Source organism: Streptomyces griseus subsp. griseus (genome assembly GCF_003610995.1).
In the GTDB taxonomy this organism is placed as follows: domain Bacteria; phylum Actinomycetota; class Actinomycetes; order Streptomycetales; family Streptomycetaceae; genus Streptomyces.
On record NZ_CP032543.1, the window covers coordinates 1,878,439 to 1,899,504 of the forward strand.

Below are 21,066 nucleotides of genomic sequence, written 5' to 3' on the forward strand. Positions count from 1 at the left end.
GGCGGTACTGGTGACTTCGGGAATCCCGGCAGTGGCCGTGGAGGCCGGTGGTGTCGCGTCGTCGGCCGCCGGAGCGGCCGACGTCAGGATCCGGCGGCGCGGAGCCGCTCCAGAGCCTGCTCGGCGGAGCCGTGGGCGAGGATCATCGCGTGGACCCAGCGCTCCATCCCGAAGGCCACGCAGGAGCTGTACGCGGGCCCGTGGGAGCCCGCGCCGATGCCCAGCCGCTCGCCGAAGAAGTTGCGGTGGCGGTTCACGGAGGCGATGGCCGTGCCGTCGGGGGCGCTGTACTCGAACTTCACCGGGTCCAGGGCCATCAGGCGGGCGCGCGATCCGCCGTTGTCGTAGAACGGGTCGTCGGCGGCCGCCCGGGTCAGGTCCAGCCCCAGCCGTCCGGCCACCTCCTGGATGAACTCCCCGCCGCGCTCCTGGTGTTCGCTCGCACCGTCCTTGGTGCCCAGGTAGATCACCTCACGCATGTGGAAGCCCCACAGGCGGCGGAGTCCGTCGTAGTGGGTCTCGTTGCGGAAGCAGCGGCCGACCGCCGAGAGCCGCAGCCCGTCCTCGCCGACGTCCTGGCCCTCCAGGGAGAGCAGCAGGCCGTAACAGGTCGCGGACGGCAGCAGGTGGCCGGTCGGGTCCAGCGGGAGGCCCTGCGGCGAGCCGCCCGATGCCAGGCCGTCCAGCGTGTCGGGGCCGAACTTTCCGGCGGAGACGCCGAGATGGGGGAAGTTCCGGAAGAAGTCCAGCCGCGCCAGCCCCTCGGCGGACAGGAGCGGCGGCCCCACGACCTCGGGGCGGCGAGCCGCGCGGCCAGGCCGGTCAGCAGCTCGTCCAGGCCCCGCAGCAGTGCGGTGCGGACCGGGTCCAGCGTGATCAGCCCGGCACCGGGGCTCTTCAGCTCGATGCCCGGCAGGGCCGTGATGCTGGATGTGTTCATGAAACCGCGTCTTTCTCGGTGGAGGCCGGCGATCGGGGCACCCCACAGGGACGAAGGGATCGCGCCGCCGTGGCGCCGGCCTTCCGGGCGGGGCCGTCACCGGTCGGAGTGCAGGCGAAAGGGCGGGCCGACGGCCCGTCGCGTCGCCGACCGCACCTGTGGACAGTAGGCCTGTCGCTCTCCTGTTGTCTAGACCAAAAATACCGAACGCCAGGTATCGATCCATGGCCGGGCAGACGCATAAGCGCATCCCATATCCCCATATGTGCATGGCACTTGACAGTTCGGGCGGTCTGGACCAATCCTGCTGATCGACGTGGTCACGGCTCCTCCCGCCACGGCGCTGCAACCTGTCCTGCCGACCACGGCGCCCCCTCCCCGGGGCCGCCGCACAGGCCGGCCGAGGAGAAGAACCTGCCATGAACCCCATGACGACCCCCACCCCTCGCCGTCGGCCGCGCCTGCACCGCGCCGCCTCGGACATCCCGTACTTCAGCGCGGACGGTGAGTCGTACCTGGCCCAGACGACCCTGCGGGAGCTGAAGAAGTCCCGGCCGCTGAGAGTCCTCTCCGAGGAGGACTTCGCCCACTGGCAGACCTACGGCTACGTCATCGTCCGGGAAGCCGTCCCCGCCGCGGTCGCCGGCCGGCTGCTCGACTTCACCTGGGACTTCCAGGGCCTGGACCCCGGGCGTCCGGAGAGCTGGTACGAGGAGCGGCCGCTGCGCTCCGAGCTGGACCAGCAGCTGCTCATCTACGGCTTCGTCGAGGCGTACCACCACCAACTGCTGTGGGACAACCGGCAGTCCCAGCGGGTGTACGACGCCTTCGTCGACGTCTGGGACTGCGAGGAGCTGTGGGTCACCCTGGACCGGCTCAACCTCAACCCGCCCAACCGGGGCATCCGGGACCGGGCGCTGATCGACCCCACCGACCGGGGTTTCGACATCGAGTTGCACTGGGACATCGACACCACGATCGGCGTGCCGCCGCAGCGGGTGCAGGGCATCATCGCGCTCAACGACACCCGGCCGGAGACCGGCGGCTTCCAGTGCTGCCCGGAGCTGTTCCGGCAGTTCGAGACCTGGAAGGTGGGCCAGCCCGAGGACCGCGACCCGCTGCGTCCGGCCATCGACCGGGACGAACTCCCCGTCGTACGGCCGGATCTGCGCCCCGGTGACCTGCTGATCTGGAACGGCCTGCTGGCCCACGGCGTGGCGCGCAACCTCTCCGAGAGCGGCGTACGGGCCGTGCAGTACCTGTCGATGATGCCCGCGCTGGAGGAGCACGAGCGGCTGCGGAAGTCGCGGGTCGAGTCCTGGAGGCACCTGCGCACCCCGCGCTGGAACCGCACCCTGGTCGGCGATCCGGTGCTGCACGAGTCCAAGCGCTACCCCACGGCCGAGCTGAACGCACTGGGCAGCCGGCTGCTGGGGCTCGCCTCGTGGCAGGACCCGGTCGAGGACACGGCGCCCGCCACGGGGACCGAGGAGCCTTCGTGCGCCGTATCTGCCTGACCCTGCCCACCCACCGGGAGTGCGCCGCCACCATCGCGGCGGTCGCCGAGGAAGCGGCCTACGGGGCGGCGGAGTTCGGCGTCGAGGTGCGGTTCCTCGTGCTGGACTCCTCTCCCCCGCCGGTGCTCGCCGCCCACCGGGCGGCGGTGGCCGCGCTGCCCCCGGCGCCCGGGGTCGCCGTCCACCACCTGGACGAGGACGGTCAGCGCGGCATCCTGCGCGAGGCGATCGGCCGGTCGGGGACCGCCGACCCGGACCGGCTGCTGGAGCTGCTGCTGCCCTCCCGGGTCTCCTACGGCTCCTGCACCGACCGGGCGTTCCTCATCGCCCAGGCGCTCGGCTGCACCTCGGTGCACCGCCGGGACTCCGACAGCCGCTACCAGACCTTCGACGGCCGCCCCGTCTTCCCCCTCCACCAGGAACTCGCCTTCCTGGGCCGGGCCGCCGACGAGGTGAAGGAGCCGGCCACCCGCCACCGGATCGCGCCCGGGACCGGTGACCGTCCGGTGGCGGTCGTCGGCGGCTCCTTCGTGGGGGAGATGTCGGTGGACATCGCGGAGATCCACGGCCGCGACCCGGACGTCTACCGCGAGCTGGTCGGCCTCTCGATCCCCGACGACTGTCCCGCGATCTGGCGCGGCCATCTGGTCGAGGAGTCCTTCCGGGGTGCCGGGGACACCGCCTTCGACGGCGACCGCACCCTCCTCGCACCCGTCAGCCCGACGCGGGTGGACATGTGCAACATCGCGCTGGACCACGAGGTCTACCGCCGGGTCCCGCTGCCCCCCGCCACGGACACCATCGGCACCGACTACTTCCTGCTCGGCCTGGCCCACGACGCCCGGCTGCCCGGCGTCGAGCACAACCGGCACATCGTCAACTTCCATACGGAGGAACGGCGTACGGACGCGGGGTTCCTCGCCTACCAGCTGCGCTTCGCCCGGTTCCTGCTGGCGAAGGCCTACCTCAACGACGTGCACGCCCGGACCAAGGCCGCCGGGGACGCCCTGCTGGACGGGGAGCACCGGCTGCGGACCGCCCTGGTCGCGCAGTTCGTCCGGGACAGCCTGGCGCGGGACCCGGAGGAGGACACCCGGCGCCTCGACGGCGTGGAGCGTGCCTACCGGCGCCTGGGCGGCCGGTACGCGGAGGTCGCCGACGCCCTGGCCGCCCGCCGCGAGAGCCTGCCGGCCGAGGTACGCGACGGCATGGCCGACTTCGCCTTCCTGCTGGACCACTGGCCGGCGCTGACCCGCGCCTGCGCCGACGCGGGCCTGTCCGTGAACCGATGAACTCCCCCGCCCCGAGGACACCGTGCACCCGATCCCCCCGCGTACCCTCACCGTCGCCTACACGGGCGGCCAGGAGCGCCGCGGCCCGATCACCATGGGCCAGGCCAACATGATCCGCTGCATCCTGCGGGACGACCCCACCCACATCAACATCCACGACGTGTGGCCGGTCCCCGAGGGCACCGCCCTGGAGGCCGTGACCGACGCCCTGCGCGCCCTGGCCGTACGGCACGAGGGGCTGCGCACCACCTTCCCGCACCCGCCGGGGGCCGCGCCGGTCGAGCAGGCCGTGGCGGCGGAGGGCACGTTCACGGTGACCGTCCTCGACCACACCGAACTCCCCGGAGACCCTGCGGAGTACGCCGAGTCGGTGGCGCGGGCGGCACGGGCCGGGCGCTACGCGCTGGACCGGGAGTTCCCGCTGCGGATCACGCTGCTCACCGTGGCCGGTGCGCCGGCCTACGCGGCGCTGGCGTGCAGCCACGCGGTGGCGGACGGCAGCGCGTTGGCCATCCTGCGGGAGGAGTTCGGCGAACTGCTCGCGGGCAAGGAGCTGCCCGAACTCGCCTCCCTGCCCCCGGTCGACCTGGCCGCGGTGGAGGCCTCCCCGGCCGGACTGCGGAAGCCGGAGGCGTCCCTGCGGTACTGGGAGCGGATCATCCGCAGCGGTCCGCAGGAGATGTTCGCCGAGCCGCGCGGCAGGCGCCCGGGAATTGACGAGGAGGCCCGGCAGCTGACGCTGCGCTCCCGCCGGGGCGGCCGGGCGCTCGCGGAAGCGGCCCGCCGCACCGGGCACCCCGAGGCAACCGTACTGATGGCCGCCTGGTGCGCCCTGGTGGCCCACCGGGCGGGCCAGGACAGCTGTGTCACCGCCGTCCCCACCGCCAACCGGTTCCACCCCCGGGTCGCCCGTTCGGTGACCACCACCGCCCAGGACGCGCTGCTCCACCTGGACACCGGGGTACCGGCCTTCGACGCCCTGGTAGCCCGGACCTGGGGCGCGGTGCTCAACGCCTACCGGCACAGCCAGTTCGACTCCGTACGCCTGTGGGAGATGATCGGCCGGGTCACCGCCGAGCGCGGCAGCCACTTCGGCCGGGACGTCGTCTTCAACGACGTGAGCGCACTGCCCGCCCCGCTCCTGGGCACCGACACGCAGGACCACGACGCCGTCGAGCACGAGCTGACATGGGGCCCGCCCCAGGCGCTGCCGACCCGGCTGCTCGCCTTCACCTACCGGACCGCCCCCGAGCTCCACATCTCCCTCTGGGCCGCCCCCTCCCTCTTCACCCCCGAGGAGGCGGAGGGCTTCCTCTCCGGGCTGGTCCTGTTGCTGGAGGCGGCGGCCGACGGGGACGTGCCGATGGCGGCGCTGACAGAGGTGACGGGGGTCCGCCCCGCCGAACGCGGCCCCGAATGGCTGCGGCTGGACGGCTGCTGGGTCTCGCCCGAGGCCGTGCGGGACGCCCTGGGCCAGGCGGTGGGCGGGCTGCCGGTGCACGTGGCCGAGGAGCCGGAACCGGAGGACGCGGACGGCGCGGGACCGGGCCTCACGGCCTACATCGCCCGCGGCGACGCCCCGTTGACGCCCGCCGATGCCCACCGGGCGCTGACGGCCCTGATCCCCGCCGCCGGGTCGGGCGTCCTCGCGCCGGGCCGCTATGTGCTCGTCACGGACCCGCCGGCCGACCCGGACCGGAGCGGTGCCTGGCGTCGGACGAAGACCATCGAAGAAGGGACCGGCCGCGGCCGGCAGGTGTGACATGAGCGTTGACGACACGACCCTCCAGCAGAAGCCGGACCCGCTGCCCAGTCCTTGGCGGTCGGGCCGGTTCCGGCTGTTCTTCACCGCCCGCAGCGCCTCGCTCCTGGCCGACGGCATGCTCATGGTCTCCCTCACCACAGCCGTCCTGGGAGCGGGCCACGGAGCGAGCGGCGTCGGGTACGCGCTGGCCGCGTGGATGACCCCGATCGTGCTGCTGGTGCTCTTCGGCGGGGTGCTGGCCGACCGCTTCACCCCGCAGGTGATGATGATCTGCGCCGACGTGGCGCGGATGGCGGCCATGCTCACGATGGCCGTGCTGCTCTTCTCCTCGGACAGCGTGCCCCTGTGGCAGATCATGGGGCTGATGGCGCTGAGCGGGGCCGCCACGGCGATGTTCCAGCCCGGGATGGCGAGCATGGTCCCCCGGGTGGCGAAGGACATCCAGAAGGCCAACGCGCTGCTGCGCATATCCGAGGCCCTGAGCACCCTGCTGGGCCCCGGCCTCGCGGGTCTGCTCGTCGCGTACTGGCAGGTCTCGGGGTCGTACCTGGTCATCGCGGCGGCCTACGCCCTCAGCGCGGCGGTGCTGCTGCCCCTGCGGAAGCTGCACACGGAGCGGGACGAGGGCGACGCGCCGATGTGGCGCAGGCTCGCGACCGGGTGGCAGGAGTTCCGGTCCCGTCAGTGGCTGTGGGGCGTCATCGCGGTCTGGTCCGTCTACGGCCTGTTCGTGTTCGGCCCCGCGCTTCCGCTGGGTGCGGCGCTGATGATCGAGCAGCACGGGGCGAACGGCTACGGCTGGATCGCCTCCGCCGACGGCGCGGGCACGATCATCGGCGGCCTGATCGGGATGCGGGTCCGCCCGCGGCGCCCCCTCGTCGCGGGCGCCCTGGCCATGCTCTGCTTCGCGCTCAACCCCTTGGCCCCGGCGCTGGAGTGGTCCTTCGAGGCCACGGCGATCGCCCATGTCATCGCGGGGTACGGCTTCGCCTTCTGGGGCGTCATGTGGGCGACGAGCGTCCAGTCGCACATCCCGCTGACGGTCCTGAGCCGCGTCTCCGCCTATGACGTCGCCGGTTCCATCATGGTCATCCCGCTCGGTCGCGCGCTGGCCGGCCCGGCGGCCGACATGTTCGGCGCGAACGAGGTGCTGATCTTCTCCTCGGTCATGTCGTGCGTCCTGCTGGCCGTCATGCTCAGCGTCCCGGCCATCCGCGCGCTGCGGCGGGCACCGGATACCCTCCTTCGCAAGGCGGAGGGCGAGCCGGCGCTCTGAGCCGGCGGAACGGGGCGTCGCGCTCGGCCGGAGCCGCCAGGTGGGAGGTCGCCCGGCGGGGGTCGCCCGGCTCCCGTCGGCCGGACGGCCGGACGGCCGCGTTCCGGCGTACCGGGCGCCCGTCACTCCTCCGGCGGGAAGACCACCTCACCCGACCCCACCAGTGTCAGCGTGATCGCCTCCACCGGGCAGCCCTCCGCCGCCGCGAGGACCTGTTCGCCGGCGTCGCGGTCCTCTTCGCGGGGGTGGGACTGGCGGGCGGTGTCCAGCTGGAAGGCGTCCGGGGCGTGGTTGACGCACATGCCGGAGCCGATGCAGACGGAGCGGTCGACCTCCACGTGCCAGCGGTCGCCCATCATGCCTCCCGGTAGCCGGCGGGGAGGTGGATCATCTTGTGCTCGAAGAACTCGCCGTACCCCTCGGGGCCGAACTCGCGGCCCAGGCCGGAGTTCTTGTAGCCGCCGAAGGGGCCGAGCATGTCGAGGCTGAAGGTGTTCACGCTGTACGTGCCGGTGCGGACGCGGCGGGCCACGTCGATGCCGCGTTCGGTGTCCGCGGTCCAGACGCTGCCGCTGAGGCCGTACGGGGAGTCGTCGGCGATGCGGACGGCCTCGGCCTCGTCGGCGTACGGGATCAGGCAGATCACCGGGCCGAAGATCTCCTCGCGGGCGATGCGCATGGAGTTGTCCACCGAGCCGAAGAGGGTGGGCTCGACGTACCAGCCGCGCTCCTGGGAGGCCGGTACGTTGCCGCCCGTGAGGATCTTGGCGCCTTCCTCCTGGCCCAGCCTGATGTAGTCCAGGGAGCGCTGTTGCTGGCGTCGCGCCACCAGGGGGCCCAGTTCGGTGGCCGGGTCCAGGGGGTCGCCCACGCGGAGTGCGCCCGCCGCCGCCGCGAACGCCTCCGCCATCTCGTCGTAGCGGGAGCGCGGGACCAGGATGCGCGTCTGGGCCACGCACGCCTGACCGTTGATCATCCAGGCGAAGGGGACGATGCCCGCGACCGCCGCCTCCAGGTCCGCGTCGGGGAGGATCACCGCCGCCGACTTGCCGCCCAGCTCCAGGGTGACGCGGGTCAGGTTGCGCGAGGCCACCTCCATCACGCGCCGCCCGGCGGCGACCGAGCCGGTGAAGGAGACCTTGTCCACGTCCCGGTGGCCCACCAGGTACTCGCTCACCTCGCGGTCGGCCGGGAGGATGGAGAGGACGCCCTCCGGCAGCCCCGCCTCCGCCACGATCTCCGCCAGCAGATAGGCGTCCAGAGGAGTTTCGGGCGACACCTTCAGGACGGCCGTGCATCCCGCCAGCAGCGCGGGGGCCAGCTTCGCCGCCGCCGTGAACTGCGGGACGTTCCACGGGACGATGGCGGCCACCACTCCGACCGGTTCGCGGCGCACCAGCAGCGGGCCCAGGACTCCGTCGCGGCGCTCCTCGTAGGGGAACGTGCGCGCCACCGTGATCGCCGAGTCCCAGACCATCATCGCGGCCAGCGCCTGCACCATCACGCTCGCGCTGTACGGGGTGCCGTTCTGGACGCTGATCAGGCGCGCGAACTCCTCGTGCCACACGGCGAAGGCGTCCTTGATCCGGGTGATCACCGCGATCCGCTCGTCCAGCGTCATCCGGGGCCACGGGCCCTCGTCGAAGGCGTGGCGGGCGGCGGCGACCGCCTGGTCCACGTCGGCCTCGGAGGCGTGCGGCACACGGCCGATGACCTGTTCGGTGTGCGGGGAGATCACCTCGATGACCTCGGTGGAGAGCGGATCGGTGAACTCGCCGCCGATGAACAGCTGTCCGTGCTCCACCAGCTCCGTACGTTCCGTCATGGCCGTTGCCTCCCGCGAAGCGAACCCGTGCACCGCAACTGACTGCTCGTCAGAACTGATACCAGTTCCCGTTCCAGGAGTCCACGGCGTGGACCGTACCCGAGAGGCGGCGATATGGTCGGCCCGGGCTACCAATGGAACGAGTTCTCGTTAGAGTGGGGGCAGTTCGCGCCGCCGCCGAGCAGAGATGGGGAGCCCATGACTCAGGTGACGCAGGTGGCCCACGTGGCCGACCACGGCGGGGGCGTCCACAGCATCAAGGTCCCCATCCCGGACAACCCTCTCGGCCACACCCTGGTCCACCTCGTCGACACCGACCGGGGACCCGTCCTCATCGACACCGGCTGGGACGACCCGGCCTCCTGGGACACGCTCGTCGCCGGGCTCACCGCCCTCTCCACCTCCGTCACCGACATCCACGGCGTCGTCATCACCCACCACCACCCCGACCACCACGGCCTCTCCGGCCAGGTCCGCGAGGCGTCCGGGGCCTGGATCGCGATGCACGAGGCGGACACCGCGATCGTCCGGCGTACCCGGGAGGCCGAGCCCGGCACCTGGCTCGGCTACCTCACCCGCAAGCTCGCCGCCGTCGGCGCCCCCGACGACCACCTCGCCCCGCTGATCGCCGCCCGGACCGGCGGGCGGCTGCGGACCCTGCCCGGGCTGCGCGCCGCCCTCCCGGACCGGGAGATCGTGCCCGGAGAGCTGCTCCCCCTCGCCGGGCGGCGGCTGCGGGCCGTCTGGACCCCCGGCCACACCCCGGGCCATGTCTGCCTCCATCTGGAGGAGCGGCATCCGGCGGACCTGCCGGGGCACGGGCGGCTGTTCTCCGGGGACCATCTGCTGCCCGGGATCAGCCCGCACATCGGGCTGTACGAGGACCCGGACGACACCGCCGTCACCGATCCGCTCGGCGACTACCTCGCCTCCCTGGAGCGGATCGGGCGGCTCGGGGTGGCCGAGGTGCTGCCCGCCCACCAGCACGCGTTCACCGATGCGGGCGGACGCGTGCGGGAGCTGCTGGACCACCACGAGGAGCGGCTCACCGGGCTGCTCGCCCTGCTCGCCACCCCGCTGACCCCGTGGCAGCTGGCCGAGCGGATGGAGTGGAACCGGCCCTGGGAGCAGATCCCGCACGGTTCGCGGTCCATCGCGGTGTCGGAGGCCGAGTCCCATCTGCGGCGGCTCGTGAAGCTCGGGCGCGCGGAGGCTGTGCCCGGCAGCGAGCCGGTCACGTACAGGGCGGTGTGACGCGTACCCGGTCACGTACATGGCGGTGTCGCCCACGCCCGCTCACACACATCTCGGCGTGACCCCCACCCGGTCACCCACGCCGCGTGCGTCCACGGGGAGGAGCCCGCGCGCTGCTCCCTCCGGACGACTCCCGCGGTCTGCCGCCCCGGGGCGGAGCGCTACGGCCCGGTAGAGTGGGCAGGTCGTCATCATGCCCGCACAGGGGAAAGTCGGTGCGAACCGGCGCCGGCCCCGGCCGTGAACCGTCCGAACCGTCCGCCCGACGGCAGCCGGAGCGCCCTGTCCGCGGAGCGTGAGCGGCCAGGGGCAGTGTGACCACGGGCCCCAGGGCCATCGGGAACCCGGTGGCCAGGGTCACCGGAACCCCGGTGACCGGCACCGTCGAGGTTTACGGGGCCGGAGCCCGGTGCCCTCGTGCGCCCGGGAGCGCCGGCCCCCGCAGGAGAGGCACAGCCCGCCATGACCGTACGCCGCAGCGCAGCCGCGCTCGCGACCACCGCCGTTCTTCTGGGCGCGGCCGCACCCGTCGCGGTCGCACCCCTCGCGGTCGCCGCACCGAGCCCGTCCCCGTCGGCCAAGCTGCCGCTCGGGCTCTACGGGACGACGGACCCCACGTACGACGGGGTGTGGCGGCAGTCGCTGGCCTTCCTCGCGCAGAAGATCGAGTACGTCACGCCGGCGAAGCAGTCCGTGGACTGGCTGGTGGAGCAGCAGTGCGACAGCGGCGCGTTCACCTCCTTCCGGCCCGACGCCTCCGTGGCGTGCGACGCCTCGACCGTGATGGACACCAACGCCACGGCCGCCGCCGTCCAGGCCATCGTGGAGCTGGGCCAGCACCGTGACGCCGCCGACAACGGCGCCGACTGGCTGAAGTCCGTCCAGAACGACGACGGCGGCTGGGGGTACAACCCGGGCAGCCCCAGCGACGCCAACTCCACCGCCGTCGTGATCGGCGCCCTCGCCCGTACGGGTGTCCCGGTCAGCGAGCTCACCACCGCCGACGGCAAGACCCCGTACACCGCGCTCCAGGCCCTCGCCATCCCGTGCGGGAAGAAGGACGGCGGCGCCTTCGCCTACCAGCCCGGTAAGAAGGGCGAGCTCGTCGCCAACGACGACGCCTCGGCCGCCGCCGTGCTCGGGCTGCTCGGCAAGGGCATGGCCATCGGCAACGCCAACGCGGTGAAGGACCCGGCCTGCACCAAGGGCGACGGCCTTACCGCCGAGCAGAGCGCGCAGAACGGCGCCCACTACCTCGCCGCGACCCTGGCCGCCTCCCCCTACCTGGAGCAGCCGCCGATGCCGGGCGCCGAGGCGAGCGAGCCGCAGCCCGACTTCGGCAACACGGCGGACGCGGTCGTCTCCCTCGCCGCCTCCGGCCACAAGGACAAGGCCGCCGCCTCGGTGGCGTGGCTGGAGAAGAACTCCAAGGGCTGGGCGCAGCAGGGCGGTCCCGCCGCCACCGCGCAGCTGATCTTCGCCGCGCACGCCACCGGCACCGACGCCCGCAGCTTCGGCGGGGTCGACCTGGTCAAGCAGCTCAACACGACCGGCCCCGCCCCCGCCGCGACCGCCGCCCCCTCCCCGACGCCGACCGGTCCGCAGCCCTCCAGCGGCACCGAGAGCGACGACGGCGGGCTCGGCGTGGGGTGGCTGATCGGCCTCGGTCTGCTCTTCGGCGCGGGCATCGGCCTCCTGCTCAGCATGCGCCGGAAGAAGCAGCAGCCGTGACACGCACCTCGTCGGCGCTGCTCCGGAGTCCGGTCGCCGCGCTCCTCGCCGTCCTCCTCGCCGCCTCGGGCACCCTGCTCGGGGCCGGTGGGGCGCAGGCCGCCGGGTATCGCTACTGGTCCTTCTGGGAGAGCGACGGCAAGAGCTGGGCGTACGCCACCCAGGGCCCGTCCCTCGTGCGCCCCGACGACGGTACGGTCCAGGGCTTCCGGTTCGCCGTCAGCGAGGACTCCGCCGATGCCCACCGGCCGCGCCACGCCCCCGACTTCGGAGCGATCTGCGCCTCCACCCCGGCGAAGGACGGCGCCAAGCGGGTCGCCCTGGTGATCGACCCCGGTACGGCGGAGGACGCCCCGGACGGGGAGAGGCCGCCCGCGCCGCGCACCGCCTGCGCCCAGGTCGCCCCGGACGCCAGCAGCGCGGAGGCGCTCGCCTCGGTGGCGAAGCCGCTGCGGTACGACAGCAGCGCGATGATCTGCGCGATCTCGGGCTACCCGAAGACGGGCTGCGGCGAGCAGGTCTCCGGGGACGGTGACGGCAGCGGGAAGCCCACCGACGCCCCCTCCCCCTCCTCCGCCCCGGCAACGGACGACGGGAGCGGCAGCGGCGGCGGCCCCTCCGCCGGTCTCCTCCTCGGGATCGGCGCCGTCCTGCTCCTCGGCGTCGCCGCCGTGTTCCAGGCCCGCCGGCGCCGATGACCCGCTCCCCGGGGACGGCCCGGCTGCTCCGCCGTGCCCTGCACGCGCCCGAGGCGGGCCGCTCCAACGCGCTGCCCGCCGGAGCGTGGTGGCTGTGGGCTCTGGGGCTGGCCACCGCCGCCTCCCGGACCACCAACCCCCTGCTGCTCGGCCTGCTGGTCGGCGTGGCCGGATATGTGGTGGCGGCCCGGCGCACGGACGCACCCTGGGCCCGCTCGTACGGGGCGTTCATCAAGCTCGGCCTCTTCGTCGTGGCCCTGCGCCTGGTCTTCTCCGTCTTCCTCGGCTCGCAGATCCCGGGCTCGCACACCGTGCTGACGCTGCCCGAGGCGCCGATGCCCGACTGGGCGCAGGGGGTGCGGATCGGTGGCCGGGTCACGGCGGAGCAGCTGGTCTTCTCGCTCTACGACGGGATGAAGCTGGCCACCCTGCTGATCTGCGTCGGCGCGGCCAACTCGCTCGCCAACCCGGCCCGGCTGCTGAAGTCCCTGCCCGGTGCGCTGTACGAGGTCGGGGTCGCCGTCGTCGTCGCGATGACGTTCGCCCCGAACATGGTCGCCGATGTGGTCCGGCTGCGGACCGCGCGGCGGCTGCGGGGGCGGCCGACCGGTGGCGTCAAGGCGGTCGCGCAGATCGGACTGCCGGTGCTGGAAGGGGCGTTGGAGCGGTCGGTGGCGGTGGCCGCGTCGATGGACGCGCGGGGGTACGGGCGTACCGCCCAGGTCCCGCCCGCCGTCCGCCACACCACGGACGTGCTCACCCTCGGCGGGCTGCTCGGGGTGTGCGCCGGGACGTACGGGCTGCTCGCCGCGCAGGGGGCCGTGTACGGGCTGCCCGTTCTGCTGGCGGGGCTCGTCGCGGCGATGGCGGGGCTGCGGCTGGGCGGGCGGCGCTCGGTGCGGACCCGCTACCGGCCGGACCGGTGGGGGGTGCGGGCCTGGCTGGTGGCGGGGTCGGGAGCGGTGGTGGCGGCCGCGATGATCTGGGCGGGCTCGGTCGATCCGGAGGCGCTGCACCCCGGCGTCGTCCCGCTGACCGCGCCCGTGCTGCCGCTGTGGCCGGCGGGGGCTGTGCTGATCGGGCTGGTGCCCGCGCTGGCCGCCCCCGTACCGCCGTCCCCACGCGGCCCCGAAGAACACGACCCTCGCGGCAAGGAGCAGGCGTGATCAGGTTCGAGCAGGTCTCCGTGCGGTACGACGGGACGGACCGGCCCACCCTCTCCGGTGTCGATCTCGCGGTCCCGGAAGGGGAGTTGGTGCTGCTCGTCGGGCCGTCGGGGGTCGGCAAGTCGACGTTTCTCGGTACGGTCTCGGGGCTCGTGCCGCACTTCACGGGCGGGGTGCTGGGCGGCCGGGTCACGGTGGGCGGGCGGGACACCCGCACCCACAAGCCGCGTGAACTGGCCGATCTGGTGGGCACGGTGGGGCAGGACCCGGCGGCCCATTTCGTCACGGACACGGTCGAGGACGAACTCGCCTACGGCATGGAGTCGTTGGGCCTGGCGCCGGATGTGATGCGGCGGCGCGTGGAGGAGACGCTCGATCTGCTGGGCCTGGCCGAGCTGCGCGACCGGCCGATCGCGACGCTCTCGGGCGGCCAGCAGCAGCGGGTGGCGATCGGTTCGGTGCTGACCCCGCACCCCAAGGTGCTGGTCCTCGACGAGCCGACGTCCGCGCTGGACCCGGCGGCGGCCGAGGAGGTCCTGGCGGTGCTGCAACGGCTGGTGCACGACCTGGGGACGACCGTGCTGATGGCCGAGCACCGGCTGGAGCGGGTGGTGCAGTACGCGGACCAGGTCGTCCTGCTGCCCGCGCCGGGCGCCGCCCCGGTGATGGGCGCGCCCGCCGACATGATGGCCCTCTCGCCGGTCCGGCCGCCGGTGGCCGAGCTGGGGCTGCTGGCGGGGTGGGACCCGCTGCCGCTCTCCGTACGCGATGCCCGGCGGGGGGCCGGTGACCTGCGGGCCCGGCTGGCGTCGGCCTCGCCGCCGGGGCCTCCCCTGAACGCGAACGTGTCCGTCGTGCCCCCGCCCGTATCCCCCGGCCTCCGCCCCGGGCGGATCGCCCGGCTCCTGGGCCGTACGAAGGCCGTGGAAGCGCCCGGCCCCGCCGACCCCGTCACCCGGGTCGAGTCCCTCGGCGTGCGGCGTGGGCGGATCGAGGCGCTGCGGCGCGTCACGCTCACTGTGGCGCCCGGCGAGACCGTGGCGCTGATGGGCCGTAACGGGGCCGGGAAGTCCACGCTGCTGGGCTCCCTCGTCGGCATGGTGGAGCCCACCTCGGGTTCCGTGCGCGTCGGTGGCCTGGCCCCCGCCCGTACCGATCCGCGCGCCATGATCCGCCGCGTCGGCCTCGTCCCGCAGGAGCCGCGCGACCTGCTGTACGCGGACACCGTGGCCGCCGAGTGCGCCGCCGCCGACCGGGACGCGGGCGCGGACGCGGGCACCTGCCGGGCGCTGGTCTCCGAGCTGCTGCCGGGCGTCGAGGACGGTACGCATCCGCGCGACCTCTCCGAGGGGCAGCGGCTCGCCCTGGCCCTCGCGCTGGTGCTGACCGCCCGCCCGCCGCTGTTGCTGCTGGACGAGCCCACCCGGGGCCTGGACTACGCGGCGAAGGGGCGGCTCGTCGGCGTACTGCGGTCGCTGGCGGCCGGGGGCCACGCGATCGTCCTGGCCACGCACGATGTGGAGCTGGCGGCGGAGCTGGCCCACCGGGTGGTGATCCTCGCCGACGGGGAGGTCGTCGCGGACGGCCCGACCGGGCGGGTGGTCGTCTCCTCCCCCGCCTTCGCCCCGCAGACGGCGAAGATCCTGGCCCCGCAGGAGTGGCTGACGGTCTCCCAGGTGCGCGGCGCGCTGGAGGCGGGCGCGTGAGCGTCACGGAGAGGGCGCGGGCTCCCCGGCCCGTGCGGCTCGGGCCGAAGTCGGTGGCCGCGCTGGTGCTGGTGAGCGGGGTCGGGGTGGTCGCCTTCGGGTGGCCGCTGCTGGCCGGTGCCGGGTCCGGGCTCGCGCATGCCCAGGACGCGCCGTGGCTGTTCGCCGCGCTGCTGCCGTTGCTGGTCGCGGTGGTGGTGGCGACGATCTCGGAGTCCGGGATGGACGCCAAGGCCGTCGCGATGCTCGGTGTGCTGGCGGCGGTCGGGGCCGCGCTGCGCCCGCTGGGGGCGGGGACGGCGGGGCTGGAGCCGATGTTCTTCCTGATGGTGCTGAGCGGACGGGTGCTGGGGCCCGGCTTCGGCTTCGTGCTCGGCTCGGTGACGATGTTCGCGTCCGCTCTGCTCACCGGCGGGGTGGGGCCGTGGATGCCGTTCCAGATGCTGTCGATGGGCTGGTTCACGATGGGCGCGGGGCTGCTGCCGGGCGCGGACCGGCTGCGTGGCCGGGCCGAGCTGGCGATGCTCGCGGTCTACGGGTCCGTGGCGGCGTTCGCGTACGGCACGATCATGAATCTGTACGGGTGGACGATCATCCCGGGGCTCGGCTCGGGCATCTCGTTCGTCGCGGGCGACCCGCTCCACGAGAACCTGGTGCGCTTCCTCGCCTACTGCGCGGCGACCTCGCTGGGGTGGGACCTGGGCCGGGCGGTGCTCACGGTCGTCCTGACGCTGACGATCGGCCCGACGCTGCTGAAGGCGTTGCGGCGGGCGACCCGGCGGGCGGCGTTCGACGCGCGCGTGGGGTTCGAGGACGACCGGTCGCAGGAGCCTTGAGGGGAGGACGGCCCCTGGGCTCCCGAGAACCCCGGGAGGGGCTACAACCGCTGGATGATCGTCCCCGTGGCCAGCGCCCCGCCCGCGCACATCGTGATGAGCGCGAACTCCTTGTCGCGGCGTTCCAGTTCGTGCAGGGCCGTCGTGATCAGGCGGGCGCCCGTCGCCCCGACCGGGTGGCCGAGCGCGATCGCGCCGCCGTTGACGTTGACCTTCTCCAGGCCGTCGAGGTCCGCCTCGAACTCCTGGGCCCAGCTCAGCACCACCGACGCGAACGCCTCGTTGATCTCGACGACGTCGATGTCCTTCAGCGACATGCCCGCCTTGCCGAGCACCGCCCGGGTGGCGTCGATCGGGCCGTCCAGGTGGAAGTGCGGGTCGGAGCCGACGAGGGCCTGGGCGACGATCCGGGCCCGGGGCTTGAGCTTCAGGGCGCGGGCCATCCGCTTCGAGGACCAGAGGATGGCGGCGGCCCCGTCGGATATCTGGGAGGAGTTGCCGGCGGTGTGGACGGCGCTCGGCATGACCGCCTTCAGGCCCGCGAGCGCCTCCAGGGAGGTGTCCCGCAGCCCTTCGTCCCGGTCGACGAGCCGCCACATGCCCTGGCCGGCCGCCTGCTCCTCCTCGGTGGTGGGGACCTGGACGGCGTACGTCTCGCGCTTGAAGCGCTCCTCGGCCCAGGCGGCGGCCGCCCGCTGCTGCGAGAGGAGGCCGAGGGCGTCGACCCGCTCGCGGGTGAGGCCGCGTTTGCGCGCGATGCGCTCGGCGGCCTCGAACTGGTTGGGCAGGTCGACGTTCCACTCGTCGGGCCAGGGCTTGCCCGGCCCGTGTTTGGAGCCGCTGCCCAGCGGGACCCGCGACATGGCCTCGACGCCGCAGCTGATGCCGACGTCGATGACCCCGGCGGCGACCATGTTGGCGACCATGTGCGAGGCCTGCTGCGAGGAGCCGCACTGGCAGTCCACGGTGGTGGCGGCGGTCTCGTACGGCAGGCCGACGGCCAGCCAGGCGTTGCGGGCCGGGTTCATGGACTGCTCCCCGGCGTGGGTGACGGTGCCGCCGACGATCTGTTCGACGCAGTCGGCCTGGATGCCGGTGCGGCCGAGAAGTTCACGGTAGGTCTCGCCCAGCAGGTAGGCGGGGTGCAGATTGGCGAGCGCGCCTCCGCGCTTGCCGATCGGAGTGCGTACGGCTTCGACGATGACGGGTTCCGCGGCCATGAGCTCGTCCTCTCCTCGCACTTCCGTCGGGGGCGTCCCGGCGCCCACGGAAGGAACTAGTACGCGTTCTAGTTATGCAAGCAGTCTCGTGACGGCGGCCCGGCTGCGCAAGGGGCGTGCACCGACCGCGTACACCCCCTGCGCGCGCCCCCGCTTCAGGGGTGCCGACTGCACGCACCCCCCGCGGGGAACAGATCCGGCCAGGACCCTTGCGACTTGTAGAACTCGTTACTACCTTGCGGACAGATTCTGATGGAGCGTCAGACACAGGCTCGGAGTGGAGAGGTGCCCATGCGCTGCCCCCATCTGCCCGACGGGTTCGACTTCACCGACCCCGACCTTCTCCAAGCCCGGGTCCCGCACCCGGAGTTCGCGCTGATGCGGCAGACCGCGCCGGTGTGGTGGTGCACCCAGCCCGCCAACATCTCCGGCTTCGGCGACGAGGGGTACTGGGTCGTCACCCGGCACGCGGACGTCAAGTACGTTTCCACGCACCCCGAGTTGTTCTCCTCGAACACCAACACCGCGGTCATCCGCTTCAACGAGACGATCAGCCGCGACCAGATCGAGGTCCAGAAACTCATCATGCTCAACATGGACCCGCCCGAACACACCCGGGTCCGCCAGATCGTCCAGCGCGGCTTCACCCCGCGCGCGGTGCGCTCCCTGGAACAGGCGCTGCGGGCGCGGGCCCGGTCCATCGTCGAGACCGCCCACGCGACGGCCGCCGGGGCCGACGGCTCGTTCGACTTCGTCACGAACATCGCGGTGGAGCTGCCGCTCCAGGCGATCGCCGAACTCATCGGCGTACCGCAGGAGGACCGGTCCAGGATCTTCGACTGGTCCAACAAGATGGCCGCGTACGACGATCCCGAGTACGCGATCACCGAGGAGGTCGGCGCCGAGGCGGCGATGGAGATCGTGGCGTACTCGATGAACCTGGCGGCGGCGCGCAAGGAGTGCCCGGCCCAGGACATCGTCAGCCAGCTGGTCGCGGCGGAGGGCGAAGGGAACCTGTCCTCCGACGAGTTCGGGTTCTTCGTGATCCTGCTCGCGGTGGCCGGCAACGAGACCACCCGTAACGCGATCAGCCACGGCATGCACGCCTTCCTCACCCACCCCGAGCAGTGGGAGCTCTACAAGCGGGAGCGGCCGAGGACGACCGCCGAGGAGATCGTGCGCTGGGCGACCCCCGTCGTCTCCTTCCAGCGGACCGCCACCCAGGACGTGGAGCTGGGCGGTCAGCGGATCCGGAAGGGCGAGCGGGTCGGGCTGTTCTACTCCTCGGCCAACAACGACCCCGAGGTCTTCGACGCCCCGGAGGCCTTCGACATCACCCGCGACCCCAACCCGCACCTCGGCTTCGGGGGCGGCGGCCCGCACTTCTGCCTCGGCAAGTCGCTGGCCGTGATGGAGATCGACCTGATCTTCAACGCCATCGCGGACGTGCTGCCCGACCTGCGGCTGCTGGAGGACCCGCGGCGGCTGCGCTCGGCCTGGCTGAACGGGATCAAGCAGCTTCAGGTGAGTGCGCTCCCCTCGTGAGGCCGCCCTACGAGTGGCGGGGGTGGCGCGGCGGGCGGACCACGTGAGGACGCGGCGATCCATGCCGAAGGGGTGCCGGGACGGCGGCATAGACCGTCCCGGCGCCCCTTCGGGCTGTTCGCTACTTGCCGACCGCCTCGGCGCGTACGGGTTCGGGCGCGGGTTCCGCCGTCGCCTTCACGGGTTCCGCGGCCGTCTCCTTCTCCCCGGCCACCAACTTCCGCGGGCCTGACAGCAGATACGTCAGCCCGAAGCCCAGCGAGACCACCAGTGCCCCGCCGACCGCGTCCAGCACCCAGTGGTTGGCCGTCGCCACGATCGCCGCGATGGTGAGGAGCGGGTGGAGCAGGCCGAGCGCCTTCATCCACAGCTTCGGGGCCAGCATCACGATGACCACGCCGCACCACAGGGACCAGCCGAAGTGCAGTGACGGCATCGCCGCGTACTGGTTGGTGACCGTCGTCAGCGTCCCGTAGTCGGGCTTCGCGAAGTCCTGCACCCCGTGGACGGTGTCGATGAAGCCGAGCCCGGGCATGAGCCGGGGCGGGGCCAGCGGGTAGAGCCAGAAGCCCACGAGGGCCAGCAGGGTGGCGAAGCCGATGGAGGAGCGGACCCAGCGGTAGTCGGCGGGGCGGCGCGCGTACAGCACCCCGAGGATCGTCAGCGGGACGACGAAGTGGAAGGTCAGGTAGTAGTAGTCGAAGAACTCCCGCAGCCAGGTGATCTGCACGACCGTGTGGTTGACCCACAGCTCGATGTCGATGTGCAGCCACTGCTCGATGGCGTGGATCTGCCGGCCGTGCTCCTCGGCGAGGGGGCGGCCGGCGGTGGCGGCGAGGCGGACCTGTGCGTACGCGGAGTAGACGACGCGGATGAGCAGGAGTTCCAGCAGGAGGTTGGGGCGGTGGAGCACCCGGCGCCAGAACGGCAGGAGCGGGACGCGTCTGAAGCGCGCGGCGACCGGCTTCGCGTGGTCGGTGGGGACCGGCCGCTGCCAGTACGGCGATGTGCGCAGCAGGAACGGGGCGAAGCAGGCCGCTCCGAGCGCCACGAGGAGCAGCACGTTGTCCCGTACGGGGATGACCAGGCCGACGTTCGGGAGCAGCATCTTGGCGGGGAGCATGATGACGAGCGCCACGACGGCGGGCCAGACCAGCCGGTCGGAGGCGCGCCTGCCGACCTTGCCGACGACGGCCAGCAGCACCCACAGGAGCTGGTGCTGCCAGGCGGTCGGTGAGACGGCCACGACGACGCATCCGGTCACGGCGACGGCGAGGAGCAGCTGCCCGTCCTGGGCGTAGCGGACCGCGCGGCGTACGCCGATGACGGTGACCGCGGCGGCGAGGACGAGGAACAGGGCGATCTCACCCGGTCCCTCGAAGCCGAGCCGGAGCAGCGCGCCGTGCAGGGACTGGTTGGCTAGGCTGTCCGGCCGCTCACCGAGCCCGGCGCCCGCGGCATGGTGCACCCAGTACGCCCACGAGTCCTTCGGCACCGCGGCCCAGGCGGCGGCCGTGCAGAAGGCGAAGGTGGCCAGGGAGACCGCCGAGGCCCGCCGCTTCCCGGTCAGCCAGAGCAGCGCGGCGAAGAGCAGCAGCGCCGGTTGCAGGGCGGCCGCGAGGCCGACGAGCACGCCTTGCAGCCGGTGGTCCCGGGCGGCGAAGCAGGCCAGCAGCACCAGGAGCACCGGCAGGATGCTGGTCTGGCCGAGGTGGAGGGTGTTGCGGACCGGCAGCGACAGCATGAGCAGGGTGATCGCGACGGGCGCGGCGAGCAGCGCCGTACGGCGGCTGACCGGTGCGGGCAGGGCGCGGGCGGCGACGACTCCGAGGGCGACCACGAGGAGCAGGGAGCCGAAGGTCCACGCGATGCCGAGGGCCGCTTCGGCCGAGGCGGTGAGCGGCTTGAGGACCAGACCGGCGAAGGGCGTCCCGGTGAAGCGGCCGCCCTCGTAGAGCGAGCCCGTCACATGGAGGACGCCGTTCTCCCCGGTCCAGGTCTCCAGATCGGTGAGCCGTTCCCCGGGCGGCTGCCGCAGCACCACCGCCATCTGCCGTACCGCCAGCACGGCCACGATCAGCCAGAGCAGGGCACGGGTCAGCCCGGTCCTCGTCCCGGCGTCCGCCACCGCGTCACCGCGCACACTGTGATCCGCATTTGCCACGCTGCGCCGACCCTCCCACCGTTCCATGCCCCGCCCCTTCGACTCGGGGCAGTGCCGGATGAAGCCTCGCATTGCCCTACGAGGTAGACACAATCAACCCCCTCTTTGCCTGACTGTCATCATGCTTTCGT

15 protein-coding genes and 1 pseudogene are annotated in these 21,066 nt (G+C 73.0%); 11 read left to right on the forward strand and 5 right to left on the reverse strand.

The window, feature by feature from the left end; all coding sequences use genetic code 11:
• Nucleotides 1-83: 83 nt before the first annotated feature.
• Nucleotides 84-940: pseudogene (locus D6270_RS08680) on the reverse strand (hypothetical protein).
• 428 nt (nt 941-1,368) lie between these two features.
• Between D6270_RS08680 and D6270_RS08685 the strand changes: the two are divergent.
• The 4 genes from D6270_RS08685 (at nt 1,369) to D6270_RS08700 (ending at nt 6,790) form a co-directional block, all read left to right on the forward strand.
• The gene (locus D6270_RS08685; protein WP_204117223.1) at nt 1,369-2,457 is read left to right on the forward strand and encodes a phytanoyl-CoA dioxygenase family protein; all 1,089 of its coding nucleotides are present in this window, start codon (nt 1,369-1,371) and stop codon (nt 2,455-2,457) included.
• Nucleotides 2,439-3,749 carry a DUF6271 family protein gene (locus tag D6270_RS08690; protein ID WP_109165941.1) on the forward strand — a complete coding sequence of 437 codons (1,311 nt, stop codon included), beginning with the start codon at nt 2,439-2,441 and terminating at the stop codon, nt 3,747-3,749. Before D6270_RS08685 ends, D6270_RS08690 begins: the two co-directional genes overlap by 19 nt.
• A gap of 94 nt (nt 3,750-3,843) precedes the next feature.
• A complete protein-coding gene (locus tag D6270_RS08695) occupies nt 3,844-5,511 on the forward strand; it encodes a condensation domain-containing protein (RefSeq protein ID WP_225977030.1) in 1,668 nt (555 codons plus the stop codon).
• A 1-nt stretch (nt 5,512) separates the two neighbouring features.
• The gene (locus tag D6270_RS08700) at nt 5,513-6,790 is read left to right on the forward strand and encodes an MFS transporter (protein WP_109165939.1); all 1,278 of its coding nucleotides are present in this window, start codon (nt 5,513-5,515) and stop codon (nt 6,788-6,790) included.
• A 122-nt stretch (nt 6,791-6,912) separates the two neighbouring features.
• Here the strand turns inward: D6270_RS08700 and D6270_RS08705 are convergent, their stop codons facing one another.
• Together D6270_RS08705 and D6270_RS08710 are read right to left on the reverse strand one after the other, a co-directional pair.
• The gene (locus D6270_RS08705) at nt 6,913-7,146 is read right to left on the reverse strand and encodes a ferredoxin (RefSeq protein WP_202418355.1); all 234 of its coding nucleotides are present in this window, start codon (nt 7,144-7,146) and stop codon (nt 6,913-6,915) included.
• Nucleotides 7,146-8,615, reverse strand: coding sequence for an aldehyde dehydrogenase (locus D6270_RS08710; protein WP_109165937.1), 1,470 nt, complete (start codon nt 8,613-8,615; stop codon nt 7,146-7,148). Before D6270_RS08710 ends, D6270_RS08705 begins: the two co-directional genes overlap by 1 nt.
• Nucleotides 8,616-8,813: 198 nt before the next feature.
• On the opposite strand from D6270_RS08710, the gene D6270_RS08715 reads away from it, so the two are divergent.
• The 6 genes from D6270_RS08715 (at nt 8,814) to D6270_RS08740 (ending at nt 16,006) form a co-directional block, all read left to right on the forward strand.
• Entirely contained in the window at nt 8,814-9,869 is a 1,056-nt protein-coding gene (locus D6270_RS08715) for a Strvi_7410 family MBL fold metallo-hydrolase (protein ID WP_109165936.1), read from the forward strand.
• A 462-nt stretch (nt 9,870-10,331) separates the two neighbouring features.
• Nucleotides 10,332-11,600, forward strand: a complete 1,269-nt coding sequence (locus D6270_RS08720) for an SCO2321 family membrane protein (RefSeq protein WP_109165935.1) — start codon at nt 10,332-10,334, stop codon at nt 11,598-11,600.
• Nucleotides 11,597-12,298: an SCO2322 family protein gene (locus tag D6270_RS08725; protein ID WP_204117141.1), complete on the forward strand. Its 702-nt coding sequence runs from the start codon at nt 11,597-11,599 to the stop codon at nt 12,296-12,298. Before D6270_RS08720 ends, D6270_RS08725 begins: the two co-directional genes overlap by 4 nt.
• The gene (locus D6270_RS08730) at nt 12,295-13,464 is read left to right on the forward strand and encodes an energy-coupling factor transporter transmembrane component T (RefSeq protein WP_109165934.1); all 1,170 of its coding nucleotides are present in this window, start codon (nt 12,295-12,297) and stop codon (nt 13,462-13,464) included. The genes D6270_RS08725 and D6270_RS08730 overlap by 4 nt, the downstream gene beginning before the upstream one ends.
• Nucleotides 13,461-15,170 (forward strand): ABC transporter ATP-binding protein, encoded by a 1,710-nt coding sequence (locus D6270_RS08735; RefSeq protein WP_109165933.1) that lies wholly within the window; start codon nt 13,461-13,463, stop codon nt 15,168-15,170. Before D6270_RS08730 ends, D6270_RS08735 begins: the two co-directional genes overlap by 4 nt.
• A complete protein-coding gene (locus D6270_RS08740) occupies nt 15,167-16,006 on the forward strand; it encodes an ECF transporter S component (RefSeq protein ID WP_109165932.1) in 840 nt (279 codons plus the stop codon). The genes D6270_RS08735 and D6270_RS08740 overlap by 4 nt, the downstream gene beginning before the upstream one ends.
• A 41-nt stretch (nt 16,007-16,047) precedes the next feature.
• On the opposite strand, the gene D6270_RS08745 is transcribed toward D6270_RS08740, so the two are convergent.
• The gene (locus D6270_RS08745; protein ID WP_109165931.1) at nt 16,048-17,226 is read right to left on the reverse strand and encodes a steroid 3-ketoacyl-CoA thiolase; all 1,179 of its coding nucleotides are present in this window, start codon (nt 17,224-17,226) and stop codon (nt 16,048-16,050) included.
• A 291-nt stretch (nt 17,227-17,517) separates the two neighbouring features.
• Between D6270_RS08745 and D6270_RS08750 the strand changes: the two genes are divergently transcribed.
• Nucleotides 17,518-18,771, forward strand: coding sequence for a cytochrome P450 (locus tag D6270_RS08750; RefSeq protein WP_109165930.1), 1,254 nt, complete (start codon nt 17,518-17,520; stop codon nt 18,769-18,771).
• A gap of 121 nt (nt 18,772-18,892) precedes the next feature.
• Here D6270_RS08750 and D6270_RS08755 read toward each other — a convergent pair whose 3' ends face one another.
• Nucleotides 18,893-20,962, reverse strand: coding sequence for a bifunctional glycosyltransferase 87/phosphatase PAP2 family protein (locus tag D6270_RS08755; RefSeq protein ID WP_109165929.1), 2,070 nt, complete (start codon nt 20,960-20,962; stop codon nt 18,893-18,895).
• Nucleotides 20,963-21,066 lie beyond the last annotated feature (104 nt).